This is a genomic window from Qipengyuania triglochinis (assembly GCF_054655615.1).
In genome coordinates this window covers 1-13,997 of sequence record NZ_BAAHND010000004.1, presented here as the reverse complement: position 1 = coordinate 13,997, position 13,997 = coordinate 1, and the positions used below count along the sequence as shown (strand labels likewise).

Genomic DNA, 13,997 nt, shown 5'->3' with positions numbered 1-13,997 from the left:
ATCGCGTTTCGACTGGAATTCCATGAACGACCAAGAATCGATCGATCTTGCAGCAATGCTTTGCTCGCGCCTGTGCCACGATATGCTCAGCCCGGTGGGCGCCCTCAACAACGGGCTCGAATTGCTGGCCATGGAAGACGATCCCGAGATGCGCAAAAGCGTGATCGCGCTGCTTGAACAAAGCGCCAGGACATCCACCAACAAGCTCAAGTTCTTCCGCCTCGCTTTCGGGGCTGCCGGCGGTTTCGGCGACCGGGTCGATGTGGGCGAACCCAAGGCGCTGATCGAGGCGCTGGTGTCCGACCGTGACAAGGTCGAGATCAACTGGGCGGTCGAGGCGGCCAATCTGGCCAAGCCCGCGGTCAAGGTGCTGCTGAACTTTGCCCAGATCGCGAATGATGCGCTGGTGCGCGGCGGCTCGCTCGATATCGGGGCCGAGGTGCGCGGCGGCAATTGCGAGATCGTGGTCCGCGCCACCGGCACCAAGATCGCCTTCGACGATACGATCGGCAAGGCGCTCGACGGCTCGCTCGACCGGTCGGAGCTTTCCAGCCGCACGGCGGCGGCCCACATGATCCATCTGCTCGCCGCGCAATCGGGTGGCGGCGTACAATATGCCCGCACCGACGAAACGCTGGTGCTGGGCGCCATCCTTCCCGAAGCGGAAGGACTGATCGGATGAAGTCAGATTTCGGCAAACTGGGCGAAGGCCTGCCCGTCAGCAAGGACGAGCTGGTCGACCGCGAGGTGCTCTCGCCCAACCACGACGAGCGTGGCGCGCCCATCTCGATGCTGGTGATCCATTACACCGAAATGCAGGACAAGGGCTTCGCCATCGAACGCCTCTGCGATCCCGAAGCTAAGGTGTCCGCCCATTACCTGATCGGCGAACACGGCGAGGTCGTGCGGCTGGTGCCCGAAGAAAAGCGCGCCTGGCACGCAGGGCTTTCATATTGGCGCGGCCACAAGGATGTGAACGCGGTGAGCGTCGGCATCGAGCTCGATCATCCGGGCCACAAATATGGCTATCGCGAATTCAACGATGCGCAGTTCGAAGCGCTGGTCCCGCTCGTCGCGCGGATCGTGAAGCGTTACGACATCCCGCGCGCCAACGTGGTCGGCCATTCGGACGTCGCGCCCGCCCGCAAGATCGATCCGGGCGAACTGTTTCCATGGGACCGGCTGGCCGAATACGGCCTCTGCCTCCCGCGCCCCACCAAGCTGGAGCGCGGCGATCCCTTCGACAACGACGCCTCCTTCTACCTCGCGCTCGAACGCTATGGCTATGACATCACCGATGGGCACAAGGCGGTAGAAGCCTTCCAGCGCCGCTGGCGCCCGGAAAAGATCAACGGCGAAATCGACGGCGAAGTACGCGCGATTTTATTCCAGCTGCTGCTCGACCGCGACCGGGGGCATACGCGATAGGGTAGAAACGTCGGCTAATGGGTGGGTTGCCGACCGTCATCTTGAGTTCTGAGTACCACCACAGCGATCACTAGAGTTCCTCGCTCAACACCCGAGCGGGGGCAGGATGTTCACGCTCGACCTCGTTTAGAAAACCTTCGAGCGTATCGATATGCGAGCTTCGGACCGAGCGAAGGATATCGTCGACAGCAGTTTCTCCGATCCGATCGTGAAGCGCCCAGAGCGCCGTGGGGCCCCTGTCGTAAAGGAGGCCCTGCCGGTCGCCCCCCGGGCCGTCGATTTGTCGAAGCGAGCTTGGGATTGCTACCGAACGGTTGGCGGAAGACGCGCGTCGCTGGCGAAGCCAGTCATCTCCCCATATCTGACCCCCTCGCCGCATGGCTAGATACTCGCTGACTGACTCCGACAAGAATTCGTCCGGCGTTCCTGACCTCCCGGAAGACCACCACAAATGAGCGACCTCATGATTTAGCGCATCGAGCTGGACGATGGGATCGGACTGATCCATCGCGATGAAATCGCCATTGGTCGAATAAGACTGGTTGGCCTGCTTGAGTGCGACTTCCCCATTCGGAAGAAGCAGGGTGATCGATTTGTCCGATCCGTCCGGTGCGCCGAAGAGGTCCTGATAGTAGGCGTAAGTGCCTTCGACGGTGCCGAATATCTGAGGCGCACGCGGCTCGGGAACTGCGCTGTAGAGTGCTACGGAGAGTGATCCGAATTGTCGTCGCTCTATGGTCCAGCTGTTGGATGCGGCGAAGGTAATCCGTCCAAGGACGGGCGCGCCGGGCGCAAGATGCCATCTGTTTGGACCGATCTGAGTGGTGGTCCCCGGACCGATAGCGTCGAACCCTTCCGGAAGAACCAGATCGACTGTCGAGCAGACAAGCGGTTCAGCGAGCCAAATTGGATACCAGACGGATTCGAAAGTCAGTTCGGTCCAGTCCGTTGAGACGGCTCCCCTGCCAAGTTCGATATCATCGTTAGTCAGCCGTCCGCGGTATTGCAGGTCGATTTCAAGCTTTTCTCCGGCGTTGAAGGGCTCGGCGGGTGTCAGAGTGATGCGGCGGGTTCGAGGCAAGGGCTGCCCCGCGATTTCGATGTCATCTTCCACCGCCATTTTGACTGGCTTGCCAGTCGCTGCAAAGCGTTCGAGATGCATCGCTTTATTGAGCAGCAATTCAACTGACGCGGTCTCGGCATCGGCGACGAGGACCATTTTCCCCCTGACCGACAGCTCACCGGATGCCGGTGAAAAACTCGCATCGAGGTCGTAGATGTTGGGAAAGTCACCATCGCTATCGCAAGATGCGCCTGCTGGGGTCGACAGCAAACTGCCAACGATCATCGCGCTCGCAGCAGAAAAAATTCGGACGAATGGAGCCAATTTTTCGTACTTCCCGAATTGCGACGAGCCACGGGTCTCAGATTGTCCAATTCCGGCGAACGACACAAGGCCTTCGAACCGCGAACGGTGTTCTCGTTTATAGCCCGACCACTGTTAACCCGTTTTGGTCAGGAGCCGTCCTGCGTTCATCCGCTACGCAAATAGCCGGGAAAGTCTGCAATTGGATGCGAAGTGGTCATTACCCACGTGCGTGAACTCCCCACATGATTGATCGCCACGAACGCTTTTTGATGAACCTCTGGTAGAGTAGGACAACAGCCAGTGCCGATAGCAAAACACCCATGATTGCGATGAAGTCGAACCAGATGCTGGCGACGCCGAGTACTAGGATGATGGCCATCCAAAGCATGAACCACCGCAGCCACGCCGCTTTAGCAATCACGCGCCGACCTTCAGTATCTACCATTTCGATCTCCCGATGGACCTTGCTTGGCCGGGTAATTTCATCTCCGCAATCGCGTCGTTAGCTGACAGGCCGCTTATATGAGGTGGGAAGCCGACAAACAATCTCCGGGAATCTCACCCCCTATGGGCAGGGCCTCTGCTATCTGAATATGCCAATGCCAAACGAAGCAATGCCCAAATGGGTGCGAGTATCGCCGTAGCGATCAAGCACCACGCGAAGTCAGGCTGATATAGTTGAAGGGTCGCGATCGTGCCGCCGAATATCCTCGGTAGCGGCCAGATCACAAACCATGCCAGTGCAAGCATCGCGAACAATGGGAGCCAAAGGCTGAGCTTCCCGCTCATGCTCTCGGTTTTGGCGACCAAGGATGATCTTCTCCTCCAGGAGACGATTGCAAACAGCAGAAACAAAGGTGGCAGGATTACAATCGAGAGATAGGCAATTTTTGGCCCCCATCGAGAACCATCATCGTCATGGGGCTCGCCCAAGGCTCGCGCTTGAACACCACCGATAAGATACCAGATATCGGCAAAACCCAAACCGCCATTGGCGTTCACCAAGACCACGACACCCTTCTTTTCGGCGGGCTTGATGGAGATGAGCGCTTCAGCTCCGGGAACCAGTCCTGTGTGGTAGACAGATCCGCTCTCATTATCGATCGACCACCCGAGTCCATAGGAGGGTGAGGCAGGACCACAGGCTGTCATCATCTTGGCCTTGGTACTGGCCAAAACGACATCGTCTTCATCATTAAGCCACATGGCAAGATAGCGTCCCATGTCTTCAGCGCTCGCCACGATCCCGCCAGCCGGTGCGTTGATCGAGTACCCCTCATCGCCATCATAAGCGCGGACACTGCCAAACCAAGGGCGATGCCCGGTCACCATATCAGCAGGGTAAGATTCGATGAGCACCGAGCTATTTCTCATACCGATAGGTTTGAAGATCCGTCGGTCGATGTAGTCTGCGTATCTTTGGCCGCTTGCCTGCTCGATCACCGCTCCCAAAATCTGATAGTTCGCGTTGGAATATTCCCAGACAACACCTGGCGCGTTTACAGGGCCAACTTGCCCAAGCTGCTCCGCATATTTGCCAAGTCCAAGCTGCGAAGCTTCGGCATCACCCATTCGGCTGTTACCTTGGACGGTCGAGTACCCGCTGGTATGATTGAGAAGCTGGCGCACCGTCACACCACGCGCCGAACTGTCGGAAAAACCGGGCAAGTGCTGCGAAACACGGTCTTCCAGCGTCAGCTTTTCGGCTTCTACCAGTTGCATAATGGCAAGCGCTGTAAAGCTCTTGGTGACCGAACCGATTGGGAAAGCCGTATTCGAGGTCACGCTCTCAGCGCTTCCTTGGATCCGCTCGCCAAACCCCTCCGCGGTGATCTCTCCGTTTTCCACTTGCGCATAGGCCAGACCCGGCGCCGCACTTCGTGATAGCTCGCCCTCTATGAAAGCATCTGTCTGCGAGCTTGCCGCACTCGCTGAACCGATCGAGGCCAGAAGCGCTAGAACTGCTAGCTTCCATCCCCTTTTCATGCTCGATGCCCCTCCGAGTTGAAGTCAGTCGTTTGCGAAGAGAAACATCTCAGGCAAACGGGTTAGGTTTCAGCCCAATTACACGCAACTTCCCCCTGCAGTGCAAGCCCGACGCTTGATGTCTGCAATCGGGTCGTTTGCAGACGGCCTCTTTTTATCCTGTTACAGAATTAGCGGTCGGTCCGGTTGGTATGCAGTATTCGCGACCGGAAAAGTCGGCGATTGGGGTGGATTTCTGCCGTCAGACTGCAAGGCCAGTCCAACTGCCATCTGTTAAATCGGGCTGATCGCCTGCGAATGCTGGATCGAAGCCCGGCTGCCACGGAAAGACCCCCGCACGGTCCGGCCAAATGAGCTGCAGGCAGGGGAAATTATCACCGCGGTAAAACCACCGACTCCAACCAAGATGCTCGGCGTAGAAGTCTTTTGAAACAGGAAGGAGCACAGCCTGATAGTCCCCGAATATACCCGAGAGCTGTGTGGCTGGTTTCGGAAGATTGGCCTTGCGAATGTCGCGGTAAAGATCCCATAAAATCTCATGGGATACCTGCTTTGGCAATGAGAACACAATGATTTCTGGATGGCCTAGGCTATGGAAGAGACCGGTTGAGTAGGTGAAATCAGGTTCTTGTTTTTCTGGATCAAAAACGCGTGTGCTGAACCAACCATGCTCACGGATTTGTGCAAGGAAGTCGCGATCGGCAGAGTCAAGTTCAGTTTCGTGAAGCTCGAGCGCTGTTTTCATATCTGGGGATCTGAACGCAAACACCGCGTTTCGCAATGACTGGAATGGGTCGTTAGCTGCCATCCCCCAAAACTCCCACTGCCTGTTCAGGAATTCGATCAATATTTTGCGTGTCGGAGGCATTTGGCGATGGGTTCATTACCCAGCCGACAAGTCGCATCCCAGGGCGTTGCAGTGTACAACCTGCTGCTGTCGCATTGAGGATGGAAACCGGTCTGTCGCGTAAGCGAAGGTAGGCAGTTTCGCCCTGCCAATAGATAAGCGTGTCTTCCTGCATGTCTTCTGGAGATGGAATGGGCCTGGACATGTCAAACACGCGGGCGCCGGTATCCCTTGCGAGTTCGGACAGCGCTGCTCGATCCATCCCTGTTATGTCGAACGTGAAAACCGGGGCCAACCGGGCTGCCAAGCGGGTGACTGAGGGGAGATATTTCCGGGTACCGTCGGAAGCCGGTCACGGCAGTCGTCGAGCTTTTCGAAACCTATCCGACTGTCGGCTTTCGAACAGGCGGCAAGGGCCAGAACCGCTCCACCAAGAACAAACCATGGCATAATCCGGTAATCGCGCATCGAACCCCTCTGCATGGCGGGAAAACAAGCTGAGACAGGGGACCGTAGCGCTTATCAGCACAAGCGCAAATAACGCGGCTGGCGCTTGCGGCTTGAGCGCACCTCCATCCCTCAGCGCCTTAAGAAGGTGTGTGAGGGCTCTCCCGTGCTCTGACCGACCGGCCGTTTAGTGCTTTCGTACACGGGACCATCTAGCTTATCTGGCGTGATCGGCGCCGCGCCGGAAAACGTGCTGCTGAACGGAGGCAGCGAGTAGCGAGGAGCGCGCGTTGACAGGACGGCCATTATGCGTGGCGATGGAGATAATGTGATGGTCTGGTTCATGTACCACAAGGAAACCCGCGACTACGCGCCGGATTCCGGACCGATCGGGCTTTCCAACGTCGAGGCTGATGCGAGGCTGGAGTACGCCGATCCCGATGCGGTTCATTGGCGCGCCAAGAAGGATAATGTCGTCACGCGCGAGCAGGGCTATCCGCTGAAGCCGGAGACCCTCCCCAAACGATATCTGTGGGCCTCGGACGATCTCGACGAGTTCCTGCCCGGCTTCATGGTTTCACCGCGCTTTCGCGACCTGGTCCAGCAGTTCGAGCCGGGCGTGCATCAGTTCGTGCCGGTCGAAATCTGCCGGACACCCGACGGTCCGGCTGTGGCGACCTATTACTGGTTCATCATCTGCCAACGGGTCGACAGCATCGATCGCGAGCATACGACCTTTGTTTGGAAGGCTCCGGCGGATGAGCCGGATGAAGGCTACTGGGTCGACAGCGAGTTCGATCCTAAGACCTCGAAGATGATCCGTTACCCGGATAGCAAGCTAGTCTTCAACAACCGGCAGGTGGGTCATCATCATATCTGGCACGACCCGCATTTGCTGACGTTTGCAAACGGGCTTTGCTCGGATGCCTTCGCGCAAGCGGCGCTTGGGCAGAGCTTTGCCGGGTTCGATGCTGTGCCTCGCGAATCCGTCGGTGCCGCAGCGGGAGGTCCGGCTCATGGCTGATTTCCCGAAGACGTTGCCGGGAGGGCCAAGGGCCGTAATATCAAATTAAACCCCGAAGACCTTCATGCTCAGCCATCGGCGGTTTTAAAGGTGCTGTCACTGAACCCCGTCAGACGGTTTCCATCTGACTAGGTCGCAACCCATTTAGCCCGGCAGCCTGAATAGCTTCCCACATCGCTTCCGACATGAGGCGCATTCCACTGCCAGAACGCGCCTCTCGCCACATGTGAGCATCACCAAGTTTGGAAGAATCAAGCCGCGTCTTGGGCGGAAGTTTTGGATCAACGTGCGGCGGTAAGTCCCACCCCATCTCTCGCATATCTCTCGCTGGGCTGAATGTACCCATAGGATTCAGCGCCATATTGCTCTTTGTCGGGTGAATGGTGTTCCGGCGATTGCAGATATAGAACCAATATCGCATCTCGATTGGCTGGTCCTGACGATCAATATATTCAACCGGAAAGAACTGATGCGTATTCGGCTCGATTGATTCGATTACCTGCTTTGCGCGTTCCGACACATTCATCGTCGGCATACCGTCGAAATCGGGTGGCGGATTGTCGGCAGGTTCGTCCCACCGCACCACCTTGGGAAGCGCGCCGCCATAAAGCGGCATACCGGATTTCGGGCCGCTGGTATTTGGAAGACCGTCGTCGAAATTGTTGTCCAGCGTGGGCGGGGTAGGAAAAACATCCTCGCCCCAATCCACCCTCGGATAATGACCGCCGACCGGCTCTGCATCGACTGTGTAAACTTTCATGACCCGCACCCCCAAGCAATCAACCGCAGAAAAGGGTTGAGGCAGCCGACGACAAAACCGGCTGCACAATCGTATTGTTTGATCCGTCGTTGCAACTCATCAGACGGTCTCGATCTCTTTGGGCTGCATGCCGGTCAGGCCAGCAATCTGCATGGCCTGCCACATCGCTTCCGACATGAGGCGTGCGCCTTCGGCGCGTGGTTCACACCACATGTGTTCTGAACCGATTTTCGAACTGTCGATTACGATTTTTCCTGGTGACTTGGTGTCGACATGGGGTGGAATTTCGAGTTTCCGGCGAACTGCGTCGATCGGTGGAATGTATTCCCCCCACTTATTCAGCAGCATATTGCTTTTCGTCGGGTGAATGGTGTCCCGCCGATTGCAGATATAGAACCAGTATCGAGTCTCGATCGGCTGGTCCTGCCGGTCGATATATTCGACCGGGAAAAACTGATGCACGCCCGGCTCGACGGACTCGATCACCCGCTTGGCGCGTTCCGACACATTCATCGTCGGCATATTGTCGAAATCAGGCGGGGGATTGTCGGCCGCTTCGTCCCAGCGCACCACCTTAGGAAGCGCACCTCCATAAACGCGTACACCGCCTTTCTGGCCATTGGCATTCGGCAGGCCATCGTCGAAATTGTCGTCCAGCATAGGCGGCGTCGGAAAAACATCCTCTCCCCAATCCACCCTTGGATAATGACCACCGACGGGCTTTGTACCTACTGTGTAAACTTTCATGACCCGCATCCCAAGCAATCAACCACAGTAAAGGGCTGAGGCAGCCGAAGGCAAAACCGGCTGCACAATCATACTGTGCGCTCATTGTTATCGCCGCCGGCAATGTCGGTGGGCGATACGAGCGTGTGAGGGAATATAGCTGGGGGTGTTTAATGAGTGCTTTCCTACACGGGACCGTCTTGCTTAGCTGGCGTGATGGGCGCTGCGCTTAAAAGCGTGGCGGCGTTAGGGCCGGTCGGGGACCTGGAGCGATCATATCTGGCGGGAAGTGGAAGTTGACAGCGCAAACACCAAAATCCGCAACAGGCGGCTGTTTATCAAACATAAAGCCGGTAGGCAGAGTTTTTGCAAATACCCCTGTTGATGTAACGCAGGGCGGGTTTTGCTTGGCGAGGAGGGCCAAGGCTTCTATCGCTTGGCGTGCCAGGGGGCCGGGCAGCCGCGTGACTTCGTGTCGCGAGGAAAGTCCGGGCTCCACGAAACAAGGGTGGCGGGTAACGCCCGCCGTGGGCAACCATAGGGAAAGTGCCACAGAGAGCATACCGCCGATGGCCCGTTCGCGGGATCAGGCAAGGGTGAAAGGGTGCGGTAAGAGCGCACCGGGGCTTCGGCAACGCGGCCCGCATGGTAAACCCCACCCGGAGCAAGGCCGAATAGGGGTGGCGCGCTCTCGCAAGAGGGCAGGGGTGTTTCGCCCCTCGTGCAAACGGCGACCACCCGGGTTGGCTGCTCGAGCCATGGAGCAATCCATGGCCCAGACGAATGGCTGCCGCCGTGCGGCTGGTGTCCCTCTGCTTGCATTGGGCATACCGCGTGCGGAACAGAACCCGGCTTACAGGCCCCCTGGCATTTCGCTGCATATCGGCCCGCATGGCGGAACCGGTTCGCCGCTCTGGCGGTTGAGCGCGGCATGAACCAGCATCTTCACCGCAGCGCGATCCAGCGGCTTGCGATCGTCCTTGCCGTCATCGTCCAGATCGGCGCGACCTTCCTGCCACAGCTTGGGCTGGGCGAATCCATCGGCGATCGCTCGGACAGCGTGCGAACGCTGATCACGCCGGCGGGCTGGGCTTTTGCGATCTGGGGGCCGCTGTTCTTCGGCAGCGCGGTCTATGCGATCTGGCAGGCGTTCCCGGCGCAGCGGGACAATGTGCTGCTGGACAAAATCGGCTGGGCGTCCGTGGTGGCGCTCGCGCTGCAGGGTGTGTGGGCGGTCTATACCCAGTTCGCGAACCTGACCTTCGTCAGCGCGATCATCATCTTGGTGTCGCTGGGCGCGCTGCTGCAGATCCTGCGCGCGCTGGTCCACTTCGAACGGCCGTTCTCACGTGCCGAGCGGATCATCGTGGCGGTGACGTTCAGCGCGTTGGCGGCATGGCTGACTGCCGCCAGCATCGTGAATATCGCCGCCTCGCTGGTCTATCACGGGGTCGGGGGCGGCAGCGCCCACCCCATGATCGCAGCAGGCGTGGTTCTGGTGGGGGGCGTGATTGCTAGCCTTGCCGTCCTGCGCAGCCGGGGCAACCCCTGGTACGCGCTGGTCTTTGGCTGGGCGCTGCTGGCGATCTTCCTGCGCGGCGGACAGTCGCACCAGGCGATCGCCATCGCTGCCGCTCTATCCGGCCTGTTGGTGCTGATCGCGGCAGCTATCGGATTGGGTAAGCGGCGGAACCGCTATCACTGGTTCGGCTGACCGATTTCCTCGCTGATCACCTTGGGAAGGCTGGGCGGAGGGTTGGTTGCCGGTACCGGCGGCGACCCTTCGATCTCCAGCCCTTCGAAGGGCCGGCACGCTTCGTTCATCTCGTCCGAGTGCAGATGGACTTTCAGCATCGGATTGGACTCGCTCCAGTCGGTACGCGGATCGTCACGCACGACGCACAGCGCCCGCCAGGCAAGGGGAAGCTCCTGCAACTGCTCGGTGCTGGGGAGGCCTTCGATCAGGACCTCGTGGCCCGAATAGGTGCCTTTCGCATAGCCGACGAACTTGGTTTCGCTCCCCCGGATATGTATCTGTCCGCTCTTCTCGCTGACCTCGGTGACGGTATCCAGCTTGACCGAAAAGGCCAGCCAGCTGGCGATCGCGAGCATGAGGACCAGAGCAGTCATGGTGACGATCACGGTCCATTTCGCGATCGGATTATCCAGTCCTTCGGATTCGTCGAGACTCATCGCAGTGTCTTTCACATGATGCGGTTGCTCGTGCCTGAATGCACGAGCGGTGAAATCAGGCACGCCCGATACTCAGATATTCAAAGCCGAGCCCGCGCATGTCCTCTGGACGATAGATATTACGCAGATCGATCAGGATAGGAGCGTTGGCGAGACCCTTGATGCGGTCGAAATCAAGGGCGCGAAAAGCGTCCCACTCGGTGACGATCGCGACAGCGTCCGCTCCCTCAATCGCGACGTAAGGATCGTCGACCATGGTCACCTCCGGCATGAGCGGCTTGGCCAGTTCCATGCCTTCGGGATCGTAGGCTGCAACCTCGACGCCTGCATCGGTGAGTGTCTGTGCCACGGCAATGGCGGGCGAATCGCGCATGTCGTCAGTGTTGGGTTTGAAAGTCAGACCAAGCATTGCGACCTTCTTGCCCCGCGCTTGCTCAATGCCTCCAATGGCGTCGAGCACCTTGCGCCCCATCGCTCGTTTGCGAGCGTCGTTGACCTTGACCACGGCCTCAACGATGCGGGTTGGGCTGTCGTAATCTTCCGCCGTCTTTAGGAGGGCCAGAGTGTCTTTGGGAAAACATGATCCCCCGTAGCCTGGACCAGCATGAAGGAACTTCGGTCCAATGCGATTGTCCATACCGATGCCGCGGGAAACGTCTTGCACATCGGCGCCGACTTTTTCGCAAAGATCCGCCATCTCATTGATGAAGGTGATCTTGGTAGCCAGAAACGCATTGGCCGCATATTTGATCAGTTCACTGGTCCGACGACCGGTAAACAGGATCGGGGACTCATTGAGAAACAGCGGGCGATAGATTTCGCGCATGACGTCCCGCCCGAATTCGTCTTCCGCTCCGATCACAATACGGTCCGGGTGCTTGAAGTCGCCTATTGCTGCGCCTTCCCGCAGGAACTCAGGATTTGACACAACAGAGATACGGTGGCTGGTGCCACTGTCTTTGAGAATCCGTTCTACTTCATCGCCTGTGCCGACCGGAACGGTGGATTTGGTCACCACAACCGCATCATTGGCCAGATTAGCCCCGATCTCTTCGGCTACAGCATATACGAAAGAGAGATCGGCATGCCCATCACCGCGGCGGCTAGGCGTTCCAACAGCGATGAAGATCGCGTCCGCACCGCGGATGCCTTCGACAAGGCTGGTGGTAAAGCTGAGGCGTCCGGCCTGAACGTTTGTACCTACCAACTCTGCGAGGCCCGGTTCATAGATTGGCATGATGCCATCATGAAGGCGATCGATCTTGGATTGGTCCTTGTCGATGCAGACAACTTCGTGCCCGAAATCGGCAAAGCAGGCGCCCGAGACCAAGCCAACGTAACCCGAGCCGACCATCGCGATCTTCATAATCAGTCCACCTTTTCGATATTGATCGTGCCATCTTCACTGGCAACCGACTGTATAATGCGACGTCGGTCGCCTTCCAGCATTAGCGCGGTAAGGCGCCCGGTGCGGAATGCTCCAGTATCGATACCGACCCGGTGTTCAGTGTCTTCCACTTCCTCAAAAATCGTATGGCCGTGGATCACGACATGGCTGAATGGCTCAGGATGCTTGAGAAAGCGATCACGGATCCAGCGGAGATCAGATTGTTTCTGCTCTTCGACAGGATGCTTCGGATTAAGGCCTGCATGCACCAGCACATAGTCACCAACGATAATCAGATCTTCGAAGCTCTCCACAAACTCCCGGTCAGCCATAGGCACCTGCCGGTTTATGGCCTCCTTCATCTGCGAAAGATCCATCCGCCGATAGTCATCCAGACTGATGCCATAACTCAAAACAGTCTCGCGTCCCCCGTGTTTCAGGAAATGGCGGAGTACTTCTCGATCTTTGAAGCTGTCGAGAAACATTTCCTCATGATTACCCGACACGTACCGGACATTACGTTCCTCACCCCATTTGCGCGCGAGCGCGATCACTCCGGCACTATCCGGTCCGCGATCCATAAGATCGCCTAATAATACAATGGTTGTCTTCGCGCTGGGGCGGGTCGCATCGTCCGCATCGATCGCCGCCTTCAACTCTTTGAAAAGGTCAAGCCGGCCATGAATGTCGCCGATGACGTACCAACGCTCGCCTTCTGGAACGCGTGCAACCCGGCGAGCGGAAGGACCACTGGAAAAGATGCGACGAATGGAATCGAACATGACGATGATTTTGCAGAGGAGAGGAGAAGCGAGCGCTTAGAGTAGCGCAGCAAAACCAGCAAGAGAGGAACCGGGGCATCAACGAACCGCAGTTGCACAATAGACACGCTTTTTGATACCAAAGGGTTTCATTCAAGAGCGGTTCTTGCGTATTTTTGGCAATTGAGGCACGATTATTGCGATTTCGACCGAGGAGCCGGTATTAAAATATGGACCCGTCGAAAGCGCAGGTGGGACGAAGCACCCTAACGAACCAATAGGAGTTCGAGAATGCTAACGTCCTTTCACGGCAAATTTGCCGTCTCTCTTGCTGCAATGGTGACGAGCCTTGCGGTACCATCGATGGCCCATGCGCAGGAAACTGCAGATGATAACGGTGTTACTGTTTCCGCCAATGTGGCGCTGACGACCGACTACCGCTTTCGCGGCGTGTCTTTGTCTGGGGGAGACCCTGCCATTCAAGGCGGTGTCGATGTCGCCCATGAAAGCGGTTTTTATGTCGGTACATGGGCATCGTCCATCGACGGCGGCGACAGCTACGGTGAGATGGAATTCGACATCTACGGTGGCTGGTCGGGCGATGTATCGGAGGGCGTCGCTCTCGACGTAGGTGTGCTGTATTACGTCTATCCCACTGAAGAACTGGGCCTCGATACGGATTATTGGGAGCCTTATGCTTCGGTCGGCTTCAACCTCGGGGGTGCCGAAGCCACTGTCGGCGCGGCCTATGCTTTCGAGCAGGATTCGTTAGGCGGCGATGACAACCTCTATATCTATACCGATCTTGGCTATTCATTGCCTTCCACGCCGGTGTCGCTCTCTGCGCACCTCGGCTATACTGATGGAGTTCTCGCGCCGCCGATTCTGGCTGGGGCAACCGATGAAACAGGTCTCGATTGGTCAATCGGGGCAAGCGTATCACATGGGATACTGGAAGTGGGTATCGCCTACATCGGAGTTGAAGGTCCGTCCATCGACGGTCTGACCGATGACGCGATCGTAGGTACGATTTCCGCAAGCTTCTGACGTTTAGATTAATTGAGCGGGG

14 protein-coding genes and 1 other RNA gene are annotated in these 13,997 nt (G+C 57.7%); 6 read left to right on the top strand and 9 right to left on the bottom strand.

Features of this window, described 5'->3' with window-relative positions:
• The first annotated feature begins 22 nt into the window (after positions 1 to 22).
• Both ACYQ0G_RS13215 and ACYQ0G_RS13210 read left to right on the top strand, forming a co-directional pair.
• On the top strand, positions 23 to 682 hold the full coding sequence (locus ACYQ0G_RS13215; protein ID WP_460103417.1) for a histidine phosphotransferase family protein: 660 nt from the start codon (positions 23 to 25) through the stop codon (positions 680 to 682).
• Positions 679 to 1,428, top strand: a complete 750-nt coding sequence (locus ACYQ0G_RS13210) for an N-acetylmuramoyl-L-alanine amidase (RefSeq protein WP_460103415.1) — start codon at positions 679 to 681, stop codon at positions 1,426 to 1,428. The genes ACYQ0G_RS13215 and ACYQ0G_RS13210 overlap by 4 nt, the downstream gene beginning before the upstream one ends.
• Positions 1,429 to 1,498: 70 nt before the next feature.
• On the opposite strand, the gene ACYQ0G_RS13205 is transcribed toward ACYQ0G_RS13210, so the two are convergent.
• From ACYQ0G_RS13205 to ACYQ0G_RS13190, 4 genes are all read right to left on the bottom strand, one after another.
• The gene (locus ACYQ0G_RS13205; protein ID WP_460103413.1) at positions 1,499 to 2,776 is read right to left on the bottom strand and encodes a gluzincin family metallopeptidase; all 1,278 of its coding nucleotides are present in this window, start codon (positions 2,774 to 2,776) and stop codon (positions 1,499 to 1,501) included.
• Positions 2,777 to 3,014: 238 nt separating this feature from the next.
• Positions 3,015 to 3,242: a hypothetical protein gene (locus ACYQ0G_RS13200; protein WP_460103410.1), complete on the bottom strand. Its 228-nt coding sequence runs from the start codon at positions 3,240 to 3,242 to the stop codon at positions 3,015 to 3,017.
• Positions 3,243 to 3,355: 113 nt separating this feature from the next.
• Entirely contained in the window at positions 3,356 to 4,783 is a 1,428-nt protein-coding gene (locus ACYQ0G_RS13195; protein ID WP_460103408.1) for a serine hydrolase domain-containing protein, read from the bottom strand.
• Between the two features lie 241 nt (positions 4,784 to 5,024).
• Positions 5,025 to 5,528 carry a DUF4262 domain-containing protein gene (locus ACYQ0G_RS13190; protein ID WP_460103406.1) on the bottom strand — a complete coding sequence of 168 codons (504 nt, stop codon included), beginning with the start codon at positions 5,526 to 5,528 and terminating at the stop codon, positions 5,025 to 5,027.
• A gap of 856 nt (positions 5,529 to 6,384) precedes the next feature.
• On the opposite strand from ACYQ0G_RS13190, the gene ACYQ0G_RS13185 reads away from it, so the two are divergent.
• On the top strand, positions 6,385 to 7,101 hold the full coding sequence (locus tag ACYQ0G_RS13185) for an imm11 family protein (protein WP_460103404.1): 717 nt from the start codon (positions 6,385 to 6,387) through the stop codon (positions 7,099 to 7,101).
• A 109-nt stretch (positions 7,102 to 7,210) separates the two neighbouring features.
• Here the strand turns inward: ACYQ0G_RS13185 and ACYQ0G_RS13180 are convergent, their stop codons facing one another.
• Positions 7,211 to 7,861, bottom strand: coding sequence for an imm11 family protein (locus tag ACYQ0G_RS13180; RefSeq protein ID WP_460103401.1), 651 nt, complete (start codon positions 7,859 to 7,861; stop codon positions 7,211 to 7,213).
• Between the two features lie 99 nt (positions 7,862 to 7,960).
• Positions 7,961 to 8,608 (bottom strand): imm11 family protein, encoded by a 648-nt coding sequence (locus tag ACYQ0G_RS13175; protein WP_460103400.1) that lies wholly within the window; start codon positions 8,606 to 8,608, stop codon positions 7,961 to 7,963.
• A gap of 423 nt (positions 8,609 to 9,031) precedes the next feature.
• Between ACYQ0G_RS13175 and rnpB the strand changes: the two genes are divergently transcribed.
• An RNA gene (gene rnpB, locus ACYQ0G_RS13170) (RNase P RNA component class A) lies at positions 9,032 to 9,459 on the top strand.
• A 59-nt stretch (positions 9,460 to 9,518) separates the two neighbouring features.
• Complete coding sequence (locus tag ACYQ0G_RS13165; RefSeq protein WP_460103398.1) at positions 9,519 to 10,301, top strand: hypothetical protein; 783 nt, start codon at positions 9,519 to 9,521, stop codon at positions 10,299 to 10,301.
• On the opposite strand, the gene ACYQ0G_RS13160 is transcribed toward ACYQ0G_RS13165, so the two are convergent.
• The 3 genes from ACYQ0G_RS13160 to ACYQ0G_RS13150 are packed head-to-tail and all read right to left on the bottom strand — an operon-like array spanning position 10,286 to position 12,949.
• On the bottom strand, positions 10,286 to 10,780 hold the full coding sequence (locus ACYQ0G_RS13160) for a hypothetical protein (RefSeq protein WP_460103395.1): 495 nt from the start codon (positions 10,778 to 10,780) through the stop codon (positions 10,286 to 10,288). The two genes, ACYQ0G_RS13165 and ACYQ0G_RS13160, sit on opposite strands and share 16 nt — an antisense overlap.
• A gap of 55 nt (positions 10,781 to 10,835) precedes the next feature.
• Entirely contained in the window at positions 10,836 to 12,146 is a 1,311-nt protein-coding gene (locus ACYQ0G_RS13155) for a UDP-glucose dehydrogenase family protein (protein WP_460103393.1), read from the bottom strand.
• Positions 12,147 to 12,148: 2 nt separating this feature from the next.
• The gene (locus ACYQ0G_RS13150) at positions 12,149 to 12,949 is read right to left on the bottom strand and encodes a metallophosphoesterase (protein ID WP_460103391.1); all 801 of its coding nucleotides are present in this window, start codon (positions 12,947 to 12,949) and stop codon (positions 12,149 to 12,151) included.
• Between the two features lie 270 nt (positions 12,950 to 13,219).
• Here ACYQ0G_RS13150 and ACYQ0G_RS13145 point away from each other — a divergent pair, with 270 nt between their 5' ends.
• Positions 13,220 to 13,975 carry a TorF family putative porin gene (locus tag ACYQ0G_RS13145; protein ID WP_460103388.1) on the top strand — a complete coding sequence of 252 codons (756 nt, stop codon included), beginning with the start codon at positions 13,220 to 13,222 and terminating at the stop codon, positions 13,973 to 13,975.
• The last annotated feature ends 22 nt before the right edge of the window (positions 13,976 to 13,997 follow it).

Excerpts from the sequence above, each read along its gene's own strand:
- ACYQ0G_RS13215 (WP_460103417.1), top strand. The coding sequence starts at position 23 with ATGAACGACCAAGAATCGATCGATCTTGCAGCAATGCTTTGCTCGCGC.
- ACYQ0G_RS13210 (WP_460103415.1), top strand. The coding sequence starts at position 679 with ATGAAGTCAGATTTCGGCAAACTGGGCGAAGGCCTGCCCGTCAGCAAG.
- ACYQ0G_RS13205 (WP_460103413.1), bottom strand. The coding sequence starts at position 2,776 with ATGATCGTTGGCAGTTTGCTGTCGACCCCAGCAGGCGCATCTTGCGAT.
- ACYQ0G_RS13200 (WP_460103410.1), bottom strand. The coding sequence starts at position 3,242 with ATGGTAGATACTGAAGGTCGGCGCGTGATTGCTAAAGCGGCGTGGCTG.
- ACYQ0G_RS13195 (WP_460103408.1), bottom strand. The coding sequence starts at position 4,783 with ATGAAAAGGGGATGGAAGCTAGCAGTTCTAGCGCTTCTGGCCTCGATC.
- ACYQ0G_RS13190 (WP_460103406.1), bottom strand. The coding sequence starts at position 5,528 with ATGAAAACAGCGCTCGAGCTTCACGAAACTGAACTTGACTCTGCCGAT.
- ACYQ0G_RS13185 (WP_460103404.1), top strand. The coding sequence starts at position 6,385 with ATGCGTGGCGATGGAGATAATGTGATGGTCTGGTTCATGTACCACAAG.
- ACYQ0G_RS13180 (WP_460103401.1), bottom strand. The coding sequence starts at position 7,861 with ATGAAAGTTTACACAGTCGATGCAGAGCCGGTCGGCGGTCATTATCCG.
- ACYQ0G_RS13175 (WP_460103400.1), bottom strand. The coding sequence starts at position 8,608 with ATGAAAGTTTACACAGTAGGTACAAAGCCCGTCGGTGGTCATTATCCA.
- ACYQ0G_RS13165 (WP_460103398.1), top strand. The coding sequence starts at position 9,519 with ATGAACCAGCATCTTCACCGCAGCGCGATCCAGCGGCTTGCGATCGTC.
- ACYQ0G_RS13160 (WP_460103395.1), bottom strand. The coding sequence starts at position 10,780 with ATGAGTCTCGACGAATCCGAAGGACTGGATAATCCGATCGCGAAATGG.
- ACYQ0G_RS13155 (WP_460103393.1), bottom strand. The coding sequence starts at position 12,146 with ATGAAGATCGCGATGGTCGGCTCGGGTTACGTTGGCTTGGTCTCGGGC.
- ACYQ0G_RS13150 (WP_460103391.1), bottom strand. The coding sequence starts at position 12,949 with ATGTTCGATTCCATTCGTCGCATCTTTTCCAGTGGTCCTTCCGCTCGC.
- ACYQ0G_RS13145 (WP_460103388.1), top strand. The coding sequence starts at position 13,220 with ATGCTAACGTCCTTTCACGGCAAATTTGCCGTCTCTCTTGCTGCAATG.